The following is a 10,968-nucleotide window of genomic DNA, read 5'->3' on the forward strand; positions in this document are numbered from 1 at the left end:
GAGCGGGGGCCGCGCGCCGTGCGCGGACCGCCCCGGACACGGCTCCGCCCCGGCCGGGCGAGGTGCCCGGCCGGGGCGGGGACTGCCGGGGGACCCGGGGTACGGGGCGTCAGCTCAGGGAGGCGAGCACCTCGTTCCAGGTGGCCGACGGACGCATGACCGCGGCGGCCTTGGCCGGGTCGGGCTGGTAGTAGCCGCCGATGTCGGCCGGCTCGCCCTGGGCGGCGATCAGCTCGTCGACGATCCGCTGCTCGTTCGCGGCCAGCGACTCGGCGAGCGGGGCGAAGGCCTTCGCCAGGTCGGCGTCCTCGGTCTGCCGCGCCAGCTCCTGCGCCCAGTACAGGGACAGGTAGAAGTGGCTGCCGCGGTTGTCGATGCCGCCGACGCGGCGGGTCGGGGACTTGTCCTCGTTGAGGAAGGTCGCCGTGGCGCGGTCGAGGGTGTCGGCGAGGACCTGGGCGCGGGCGTTGCCCGTGGCCGTGGCGTACTGCTCGAAGGAGGGCACGAGCGCGAAGAACTCGCCGAGCGAGTCCCAGCGCAGGTAGTTCTCCTTGACCAGCTGCTGGACGTGCTTCGGCGCGGAGCCGCCGGCGCCCGTCTCGAACAGGCCGCCGCCCGCCATCAGCGGGACGACCGACAGCATCTTGGCGCTGGTGCCCAGCTCCAGGATCGGGAAGAGGTCGGTCAGGTAGTCGCGCAGCACGTTGCCGGTGACGGAGATGGTGTTCTCGCCGCGGCGGATGCGCTCCACCGACAGCTTGGTGGCCTCGACCGGGGCGAGGACGCGGATGTCCAGGCCCTCGGTGTCGTGCTCCGGCAGGTACTGCTCGACCTTGGCGATCAGGTTGGCGTCGTGCGCGCGGGTGGCGTCCAGCCAGAAGACGGCCGGGTCGCCGGTGGCGCGGGCGCGGGTGACGGCCAGCTTGACCCAGTCGCGGATCGGCGCGTCCTTGGTCTGGCAGGCGCGGAAGATGTCGCCCTGGGAGACCGGCTGCTCGAGCACGGCGTCGCCGGCCTGGTCGACCAGGCGGACGGTACCCGTGGTCGGGATCTCGAAGGTCTTGTCGTGGGAGCCGTACTCCTCGGCCTTCTGCGCCATGAGGCCGACGTTCGGGACGGAGCCCATGGTCGACGGGTCGTAGGCGCCGTTGGCGCGGCAGTCCTCGATCACGGCCTGGTAGACGCCGGCGTAGGAGGAGTCCGGCAGGACCGCGAGGGTGTCGGCCTCCTGGCCGTCCGGGCCCCACATGTGGCCGGAGGTGCGGATCATGGCCGGCATCGAGGCGTCGACGATGACGTCGGACGGCACGTGCAGGTTGGTGATGCCCTTGTCGGAGTCGACCATCGCCAGGGCCGGTCCCTCGGCGAGCTCGGCGTCGAAGGAGGCCTTGATCTCGGCGCCGTTCGGCAGGGCCTCCAGGCCCTTGAAGATGCCGCCCAGACCGTCGTTCGGGGTCAGGCCGGCCGCGGCGAACGTCTCGCCGTACCGCGCGAACGTCTTCGGGAAGAAGGCGCGCACCACGTGACCGAAGACGATCGGGTCGGAGACCTTCATCATCGTGGCCTTGAGGTGCACGGAGAACAGGACGCCCTCCTCCTTGGCGCGCGCGACCTGCGCGGTCAGGAACTCGCGCAGCGCGGCGACCCGCATGACCGAGGCGTCGACGACCTCGCCCGCCTGGACCGGCACGGACTCGCGCAGCACGGTGGTGGAGCCGTCGTCGCCCTTGAGCTCGATGCGCAGCGAACCCGCCTTGGAGATCACCACGGACTTCTCGGTGGACCGGAAGTCGTCCGCGCCCATGGTCGCCACGTTCGTCTTCGACTCGGACGACCAGGCGCCCATGCGGTGCGGGTGGGTCTTGGCGTAGTTCTTCACCGACGCGGGGGCGCGGCGGTCGGAGTTGCCCTCGCGCAGGACCGGGTTCACGGCGGAGCCCTTGACCTTGTCGTAGCGGGCCTGGATCTCCCGCTCCTCGTCGGTCTTCGGGTCGTCCGGGTAGTCCGGCAGCGCGTAGCCCTGGCCCTGAAGCTCGGCGATCGCGGCCTTGAGCTGGGGGATCGACGCCGAGATGTTCGGCAGCTTGATGATGTTGGCCTCGGGCGTCTTGGCCAGTTCGCCGAGCTCGCTCAGCGCGTCCGGGATGCGCTGGTCCTCGGTCAGGTACTCCGGGAACACGGCGATGATGCGCCCGGCCAGCGAGATGTCCCGCGTCTCCACGGCGACACCGGCCTGCGAGGCGTACGCCTTGACCACCGGCAGGAAGGAATACGTCGCCAGGGCCGGGGCCTCGTCAGTGTGCGTATAGATGATGGTCGAGTCAGTCACCGGGTGCTCCGCTCCACGTCTGCAACATTGCTCGACATCAAGATATCTCGTGACCGACCCGGGCTCGACAGGGGACCGCACACCCATGCGAGGAGCTGTGCGGAGGAAATCGTTCCGGGCAACCGGACCGGCGGATCACACCGTCATGAAGAGTGATCGCCCGTGGACCCTCCGCGGGCCGTCCGCCGGCCGCCCACGGGCGGCCCGGGAACGGCCCGCGGGCGGCCCGGCGACCGCCCACTGATCCGGCGGCCGGCCCGACCACCCGGCCGCCCGAGCGAAAGCAGACCATGAGATATCGCACCAGAGTGACGGCCCCGGCGGCAGCCCTGCTCGGCACGGCGGCGGCGCTGACCGCGGGATCCACGGCGCACGCGGCCCCGGGGGAGAGCGGCGCCCCGGACGGCGGCGGCGCCCAGGCCGGCCCGGCCCCCGAAACCCTCGGCGACCCGGTCTTCCCGGCCCTCGGCAACGACGGCTACCGCGCCCTGGCCTACCACCTCGACCTCGCCTACGACCCCGCCACCGCGCTCGTCGACGCTACCGCCACCGTCACCCTGCGCACCACCCGGCCCCTCACCCGCCTCTCCCTCGACGCCCTGGGCCTGGACGTCCGGGAGGTGCACGTGGCCGGCCGCGCGGCGGCCCACGAGCAGGCGGAGGAGAAGCTGCGGATCACGCCCGCCCGGCCGCTGCCGGCGGGGACCACGGCCGCAGTCCGGGTCGTCTACACGGCCGACCCGCGCCGCGCGCTGCCGCACACCGCGTGGGTGCCCACCGCGGACGGTTTCGCGGTGTGCCCCCAGCCGGACTCGGCCCACACCGTCTTCCCCTGCAACGACCACCCGTCGGACAAGGCGGACTTCACCTTCCGGATCACCGTGCCGGCCGCGCTGCGCGCCGTCGCGAGCGGCTGGCTCGTCTGCACGGAGCGGCTGTCGGGCGACCGGACCGCGTACACCTACCGCTCCCGCGAGCCGATAGCGACGGAGCTGGTGCAGATCACGGTCGGCGACTACGTGGTCAAGGAGCGGCGCGGACCGCACGGGCTGCCCCTGCGCGACGTCGTCCCGGCCGCCCGCGCCGAGGCCCTGGAGCCGGCCCTCGCCCTCACGCCGGGTCTCGTCGAGTGGATCGAGGCGCGGCTCGGCGCCTACCCCTTCGAGACGTACGGGCTGCTGCCCTGCAACTCCGACGACCCGAACGCCTTCGACTTCACGGGCCTGGAGACCCAGACCCTCACGCTCTACAAGCCGAACTACCTCCTGCAGGAGGAGCAGAAGATCGGCTCGCACATGATGCACGAGCTGGTCCACTCCTACTTCGGCAACAGCGTCAGCCCCGCCACCTGGGCCGACCTCTGGCTGAACGAGGGCCACGCCGACTTCTACGGGCTGCTCTACCGCTACGAGCGCGGCTGGCCGGACTCCCTGGGCCTGACCACCCTGGAGGCCCGCATGAAGGACACGTACGCGCGCGGCGACCAGTGGCGCCGGACCTCCGGACCCGTCGCCGCGCCGAACGCGGCCAACCTCTTCGACAGCCAGCGCTACCTGGGCGGCGTGCTCGTCCTGTACGCGCTGCGCCGGCTCGTCGGCGAGGACGCCTTCCACGCCGTGGAGCGGACCTTCCTGGCCCGCTTCCGCAACTCCTCCGCGTCCACGGAGGACTACATCGCGGTCGCCTCGCAGGTCAGCGGCCAGGACCTGACCGGCTTCCTGCGCGACTGGCTGTACGGGACGACGACCCCGCGAATGCCCGGCCACCCGGACTGGACGGTCGCCCCGGTGACGCCGTCCCCGGCCGCCCCGCACCGCCTGGCGGACGGGCACCGGCACGAGAACTCGGCGACGCTCTGACGGCGGGCCCCAGGGCCGGCCGGGGCGGGCGGAGGGCGCTCCGCCCGCCGGCTCCCGCCCGATCCGGCGGCGGACGACCCGCACGCCCCGTGGGCGGGCCCGGCGCGGCTCCCGTCCCTCCGGGACACCGCGCCGGCGCCGGGGACGGCCGCGGCGTCAGGTCGCCGCGGCGTGCCGCGCGACGGACACCGGGCGGCCGCGCCGGCGGGCCGCCGCGGCATGCCGTGCGACGGACACCGGACGGCCGCGGTACGGGATCCGCCGGCCGTCCCCGGCGGGCGAGGCCGGCGCCGGCCGCCGGGCGCTCGGGCCGTGGCCGTACCACCGGGCCGTGGCCGTACCACCGGGTCGTGGCCGGGCGACCGGGCCGTGGCCGGCCCGCGCGGTTCGGCGCCGGCCCGGGCCCGCCGCGCGGCCGGAACCCGGTCCGGGACGGGTGGTGCGGCCGGAACCCGGCCTGGGACGGGTGGTGCGGCCGGAATCCGGCCTGGGACGGGTGGTGCGGCCGGAATCCGGCCTGGGACGGGTGGTGCGGCCGGAATCCGGCCTGGGACGGGTGGTGCGGCCGGAACCCGGTCCGGAGCGGATGCCGCGCGATCGTGTCCGGGCGCCGGCCGGGCGCGGGGAGCGGCGGGTCCGGGGCCCGGGGGCGCGCGGAGGAGGCCGGGCCGCTGCGGGGGACGCGGCGGCGCGACCTGTCCACGGCCCGGGCCCTGCCGTCACCTTCCCGCCGTCCGCCCGAAGGGCGTGCCCGGCGCCGCCGGGCAGGCGGGAGCGTGACCGACGACCGGGCCTAGCGGGGCCGGCCGCCCGGGCCGGCCTCCGGCACCACGCCGTCGCCCGTGCGCTGCTGCGGGATGACCGCCGTCCCCGGCTGCAACGACACGTTCCGCGCCGGCGCCGGGATGCGGATGCCCTCCCCGCGGTAGCGCCGGTGCAGGCGCTTGATGAACTCGTGCTTGATCCGGTACTGGTCGCTGAACTCGCCGACGCCCAGGATCACGGTGAAGTTGATGCGGGACTCGGCGAAGGTGTGGAAGCGCACCGCCGGCTCGTGCTCCGGGACGGCGCCGGTGATCTCGGTCATCACCTCGGCGACGACCTCCTTCGTCACCCGCTCGACGTGCTCCAGGTCGCTGTCGTAGGCGACGCCCACCTGCACCAGGATCGTCAGCTGCTGCTCGGGACGCATGAAGTTGGTCATGTTCGTCTTGGCGAGCTGGCCGTTGGGGATGACGACCAGGTTGTTGGAGAGGTTGCGGACCGTCGTCTGGCGCCAGTTGATGTCCTCGACGTAGCCCTCCTCGCCGCTGCTCAGCTTGATGTAGTCACCGGGCTGCACCGTCCTGGAGGCGAGGATGTGGATGCCCGCGAACAGGTTGGCGAGGGTGTCCTGGAGGGCGAGGGCGACGGCCAGGCCGCCGACGCCGAGGGCGGTGAGCATCGGCGCGATGGAGATGCCCAGCGTCTGGAGCACCACCAGGAAGCCGATGGCCAGGACCAGCACCCGGGTGATGTTGACGAAGATCGTCGCGGATCCGGCGACGCCGGAACGGGAGGAGGTGACCGTCTGCACCAGCCCGGCGACCACCCGGGCCGCCGACAGCGTCACCACGAAGATGAGCAGCACCGTCAGGCACTGGTTGACGGTGTGCTGGACCGTCCGGGTCAGCGGCAGCACCGCGGCCGCGGCCGCCCCGCCGCCGGCGAGCGCCGCCCACGGCACCACCGTGCGCAACGCGTCCACGATGACGTCGTCGCCGCTCCAGCGGGTGCGCTTGGCGTGCTTGGCCAGCCAGCGCAGCAGCGTCCGCGACAGGAAGGCCACCAGCAGGCCCGCCGCCACGGCGATGCCGGCGAGGACGAGGTCGTCCAGGGTCAGCGCGCGGTTCACCGGTCACCTCCGGGAAGACGTTCCGCGGCGAAGGGCGCCGCCGGCGGCCGGATGTGAAGTCTCGTCACGTTGTCACCTGCTCGAAGTGCGTCGAAGTGCGGTCGCGTCCGCCCGTGGACGGGCGCGACCGCTCATCCTGCCGTATCCGGCACGGCAGTTCGCACCCGGCGGTCCGCTCGGACGACGCCGGCGGCCGGCCCGGCCCGGCCCGGCCCGGTCCGGCCCCGGGCGGAGCCGCACGCGGCGGTCGTGGGCGTGCCGTGGGAACGGCGCGCGACGAAAGGGCCCGGCCGGGGGACGGCCGGCCGATCACCGGACCGGGCGGATCGCCGCCCGCCTGTTGACCTCAACCTTGCTCGAGGTTCTACCGTCGACGGCATGAGCATGGAGACCACCGCCTGGACGCAGCTGCACAGCGTCATGAACGCCCGCCACGAACACCGGCCCTTCGACCGCGCGACCCTGCGCCGCATCGGCGCGTTCGCCCGCCCGCACCGCCGCCGGATCGCCCTGTTCGTCCTGCTGGGGGTGGTGACCGCGCTGCTCGCCGTCGCCACCCCCGTCCTCGCCGGGCGGGTCGTCGACGCGATCGTGTCGGACGGCGACCCCGGCGCCGTCGTCCGGCTGGCGCTGCTCATCGCGCTCATCGCGGTGCTGGAGGCCGCGCTCGGCATCCTGGGCCGGAGACTCTCGGCGACGCTGGGGGAGGGGCTCATCCTGGATCTGCGCACGGCCGTGTTCGACCACGTGCAGCGGATGCCGGTCGCGTTCTTCACCCGCACCCGCACGGGCGCCCTCGTCTCCCGGCTCAACAACGACGTGATCGGGGCGCAGCGCGCCTTCAGCAACACCCTGTCGGGAGTGGTCAGCAACCTGGTCACCCTGCTGCTCACCCTCGCCGTCATGCTCACCCTGTCCTGGCAGGTCACCCTGCTCGCCCTGGCCCTGCTGCCGGTGTTCGTGGTCCCCGCCCGGCGCATGGGCCGGCGGATGGCCGCCATGCAGCGGGAGGCGGCCGCGCTCAACGCGGCGATGGGCACCCGCATGACCGAGCGCTTCTCCGCGCCCGGCGCCACCCTGGTCAAGCTCTTCGGCCGCCCCGGGCAGGAGTCGGCGGAGTTCGCGGCCCGCGCCGCCCTCGTCCGCGACATCGGCGTGCGCACGGCCACCGCCCAGTCCGTGTTCATCACCTCCCTCACCCTCGTCTCGGCCCTGGCCCTCGCCCTGGTCTACGGCGTCGGCGGCCGGCTCGCCCTGGACGGCGCCCTCGACCCCGGCGCCGTCGTGGCCTTGGCGCTGCTGCTGACCCGCCTGTACGCACCGCTCACCGCCCTCGCCGGGGCGCGCGTGGAGGTGATGAGCGCCCTGGTCAGCTTCGAGCGCGTCTTCGAGGTGCTCGACCTGAAACCGCTCATCGAGGAGAAGCCGGACGCCCGTGAGGTGCCCGAGGGCCCGGTCTCCGTCGAGTTCGAGGACGTCCGCTTCGGCTACCCGTCCGCCGACAAGGTCTCCCTCGCCTCCCTGGAGGAGGTCGCCGCCCTCGACACCCGCGGCGGCGCCGAGGTCCTGCACGGCGTCTCCTTCCGCGCCGGGCCCGGCCGGACCGTCGCCCTCGTCGGCTCCTCGGGCGCCGGCAAGTCGACGATCGCCCACCTGCTGCCGCGCCTGTACGACGTCGACGCCGGCGCCGTCCGCATCGGCGGGGTCGACGTCCGCGACCTGAGCGCGCGGTCCCTGCGGGAGACGCTGGGCATGGTCACCCAGGACGGCCACCTCTTCCACGACACCGTCCGCGCCAACCTCCTCCTCGCCCGGCCCGAGGCCGACGAGGACGAGCTGTGGGACGCCCTGCGCCGGGCCCGCCTCGACGAGCTGGTCCGGTCCCTGCCCGACGGCCTCGACACGGTCGTCGGCGAGCGCGGCTACCGCCTCTCCGGCGGCGAACGCCAACGCATGACCATCGCCCGGCTGCTGCTGGCCCGCCAGCGCGTCGTCATCCTCGACGAGGCCACCGCCCACCTCGACAACACCTCCGAGGCGGCCGTCCAGGAGGCGCTCGCCGAAGCGCTGGCGGGCCGCACCGCGGTCGTCATCGCCCACCGTCTGTCCACGGTGCGCTCCGCCGACCTGATCCTGGTGGTCGAGTCCGGCCGGATCGTCGAGCGCGGCACGCACGAGGAGCTGCTGGCGGCGGGAGGGCGGTACGCCGAGCTGTACCGGACGCAGTTCGAGCAGCCGGCGGAGACCACCGGGGCGGTCGTCTGAGGCCGCCGTCCCGAGCGGTCGGCGCGCCGCGTACGTGACACGCCGTCGGATGGTCCATCCCGACCACCCGTGAGTCATCCAGTCATATCGTGCGGAATATGACTAAATGCCATATCACGTACCTGGCGTGCGCCGCGGCGGTCGTCGGGGCGGGGATCGGCGCGGCCCCGCCGATCCCCGACCACAAGATCCACGTGGTGCACCCGGGACAGTCGATCCAGAAGGCGGTGGACGCCGCCGCGCCGGGCGACACCGTGCTCCTCGCCGCGGGCGTCCACCGCGGGAGCGTCAAGGTGACCAAGGCGGTGACCCTGCGCGGCATGGGCGGCCGCACGGTGCTCACCCCGCCCGCCGCCAAGCCGGCGGCCCCTGCGAAGCCCGCGACCACCGCCAAGCCCGGGGCGAAGCCCGCGACCACCGCCAAGCCCGGGGCGAAGCCCGCGACCACCGCCAAGCCCGGGGCGAAGCCCGCGGCCTCCGCCAAGCCCGCGGCCTCCGCCAAGCCCGCGGCCTCCGCCAAGCCCGCGGCCTCCGCCAAGCCCGCGGCCTCCGCCAAGCCCGGGGCGAAGCCGGCGGCCTCCGCGAAGGTCCCCGCGGTCAGTTGCGCGGCGTCCGGCAACGGCATCTGCGTGGAGGGCACGAAGGGCAGGCCCCTGAAGGGCGTCACCGTGGCCGCCCTGACGGTGACCGGCTTCCCGAAGTCCGGGGTGTCCGCCGTGTCGACCGACGGCCTGACCGTGCGCAACGTGGTCGCGGAGAAGAACGGCGTCTGGGGCATCGCCCAGGAGCGTTCGGTCCGCAGCGTGCTCCGCGGGAACACCGCCCGGAACAACGGCGACGCCGGCCTGTTCCTCGCCAACACCGTCTCGGCCGAGGAGGGCGCCGTCGACACCCGCGGCACGGTCGTCGAGCGCAACCGGCTGGAGGGCAACCGGATCGGCATCACCCTCCGGCGCCTGCGCAACCTCACCGTCCGGCGCAACGACCTCACCGGCAACTGCGCCGGCGTCTTCGTCGTCGGCGACGAGAACAAGCCCAAGGCCGGCGCCCTCACGGTGAGCCACAACCGCATCGAGCGGAACAACAAGTCCTGCCCGAAGACCGCCAGGCTGGATGCCATCCAGGGCTCCGGCATCGTCCTGACCGGCGTCGAGGGCACCGTGGTCACGCGGAACACGATCAAGAACCACCGCGGCGCCTCCCCGATGTCGGGCGGCATCGTCCTGTTCAAGAGCATCGTGGGCACCCCCAACGAGCGCAACCGGATCAGCGACAACGTCCTCAGCGGCAACTCCCCGGCGGACCTCGTCGACGCGGACACCGGCAAGGGCAACACCTTCCACCACAACTCCTGCCGGGCGTCGCGGCCCGCGGGACTGTGCTGACCCGCCGACCCCGGCCGTCCGCGGACCTCCGCGGGAATCCGTGCACCCGAGAAGGAAGGAAGGCGGCACATGACGACCGCTGAGACTGCCCCACCGCCGTCCATGAGGCTGAGGGAACTGGTGTTCGGGGCGGCGTGCGCCGCCGCCCTGCGCGCCGCCGCCCGGCTGGGAGTCGCCGACGCCCTGGGCGACGCCCCCCGGTCCGTGGAGGACCTCGCCGCGGCGGTGAAGACCGAACCCCAGCCGCTCAGGCGGCTGTTGCGCGCTCTGTCCTGCTACGGCGTCTTCACCGAACGGCCGGACGGGACCGTCGCGCACACCGACATGTCCCGGCTGCTGCGCGAGGACGACCCGCACAGCCTGCGCTACATCACCCTGTGGTGCACCGAGTCGTGGACCTGGGACGCCTGGCCGAAGCTCGACGAGGCGGTGCGCACCGGCCGCAACGTCGTCGAGGGCCTCTACGGCAAGGAGTTCTTCACCTACCTCAACGAGGACGCGCCCGAGTCGGCCGAGGTCTTCAACCGGGCCATGACGACCTCCAGCCGGCAGTCCGCCGAGGACGTCGCCCGGTTCCTCGACCTGTCGGCCGCGTCGTCCGTCGCCGACATCGGCGGCGGCCAGGGGCACGTGGTGGCCAGCCTGCTGGAGAAGTACCCGTCCCTGCGCGGCACCCTGCTCGACCTGCCGCGCGTGGTGGAGAACGCCGACCCGCGGCTGCGGCCGGGGGGCGCGCTCGCGGACCGGGTGCGGATCGTGCCCGGCGACTGCCGCGCGGCCATCCCGGTCCGGGCCGATGCGTACATCATCAAGAACATCCTCGAGTGGGACGACGACAGCACCGCCCGCACCCTGCGCAACGTCATCGGCGCGGGCGGCCCCGGCACCCGGGTCGTGGTCATCGAGAACCTCGTCGACGACACTCCCTCGATGCGGTTCAGCACCGCCATGGACCTGATGCTGCTGCTGAACGTCGGCGGCGCCAAGCACACCACCGAGAGCATGGTCAGGAGACTGACCGACGCCGGACTGGTCATCGACGACGTCCGCCCGGTCAACCCCTACCTGCACGCCTTCGACTGCACCGTCACCGGCTGAGCACGCCGGGAGGACCTCGGGGGCAACCACCGGTCGCCGGGGGCGGGGCCGCCCCCGCCCCCGCGCCCCGGGGCCCGCCCCGGCGGCGGCCCCCGCCGCCGGGGGGGGCCCCCGCCCCCCCCGCGGAACAGGGCGCCC

The 10,968-nt window shown here is 73.8% G+C and carries 6 protein-coding genes; 4 read left to right on the top strand and 2 right to left on the bottom strand.

The annotated features are described in order from the left end of the window. Window positions 1-109: 109 nt before the first annotated feature. Window positions 110-2,329 carry an NADP-dependent isocitrate dehydrogenase gene (locus tag ACH4F6_RS06425; protein ID WP_397958731.1) on the bottom strand — a complete coding sequence of 740 codons (2,220 nt, stop codon included), beginning with the start codon at window positions 2,327-2,329 and terminating at the stop codon, window positions 110-112. 290 nt (window positions 2,330-2,619) lie between these two features. Between ACH4F6_RS06425 and ACH4F6_RS06430 the strand changes: the two genes are divergently transcribed. After that, entirely contained in the window at window positions 2,620-4,188 is a 1,569-nt protein-coding gene (locus tag ACH4F6_RS06430) for a M1 family metallopeptidase (protein WP_397958732.1), read from the top strand. A 793-nt stretch (window positions 4,189-4,981) separates the two neighbouring features. Here ACH4F6_RS06430 and ACH4F6_RS06435 read toward each other — a convergent pair. Further along, on the bottom strand, window positions 4,982-6,082 hold the full coding sequence (locus tag ACH4F6_RS06435) for a mechanosensitive ion channel family protein (protein ID WP_397958733.1): 1,101 nt from the start codon (window positions 6,080-6,082) through the stop codon (window positions 4,982-4,984). 384 nt (window positions 6,083-6,466) lie between these two features. Between ACH4F6_RS06435 and ACH4F6_RS06440 the strand changes: the two genes are divergently transcribed. From ACH4F6_RS06440 to ACH4F6_RS06450, 3 genes are all read left to right on the top strand, one after another. Continuing rightward, window positions 6,467-8,347, top strand: a complete 1,881-nt coding sequence (locus ACH4F6_RS06440; protein ID WP_397958802.1) for an ABC transporter ATP-binding protein — start codon at window positions 6,467-6,469, stop codon at window positions 8,345-8,347. A 98-nt stretch (window positions 8,348-8,445) separates the two neighbouring features. Beyond that, complete coding sequence (locus tag ACH4F6_RS06445) at window positions 8,446-9,732, top strand: nitrous oxide reductase family maturation protein NosD (protein ID WP_397958734.1); 1,287 nt, start codon at window positions 8,446-8,448, stop codon at window positions 9,730-9,732. Between the two features lie 69 nt (window positions 9,733-9,801). Beyond that, a complete protein-coding gene (locus tag ACH4F6_RS06450; protein WP_397958735.1) occupies window positions 9,802-10,830 on the top strand; it encodes a methyltransferase in 1,029 nt (342 codons plus the stop codon). The last annotated feature ends 138 nt before the right edge of the window (window positions 10,831-10,968 follow it).

The sequence above is a fragment of the Streptomyces sp. NPDC017936 genome (assembly GCF_044328485.1).
In the GTDB taxonomy this organism is placed as follows: Bacteria; Actinomycetota; Actinomycetes; order Streptomycetales; family Streptomycetaceae; genus Streptomyces.

Excerpts from the sequence above, each read along its gene's own strand:
- ACH4F6_RS06430 (WP_397958732.1), top strand. The coding sequence starts at position 2,620 with ATGAGATATCGCACCAGAGTGACGGCCCCGGCGGCAGCCCTGCTCGGC.
- ACH4F6_RS06440 (WP_397958802.1), top strand. The coding sequence starts at position 6,467 with ATGGAGACCACCGCCTGGACGCAGCTGCACAGCGTCATGAACGCCCGC.
- ACH4F6_RS06445 (WP_397958734.1), top strand. The coding sequence starts at position 8,446 with ATGACTAAATGCCATATCACGTACCTGGCGTGCGCCGCGGCGGTCGTC.
- ACH4F6_RS06450 (WP_397958735.1), top strand. The coding sequence starts at position 9,802 with ATGACGACCGCTGAGACTGCCCCACCGCCGTCCATGAGGCTGAGGGAA.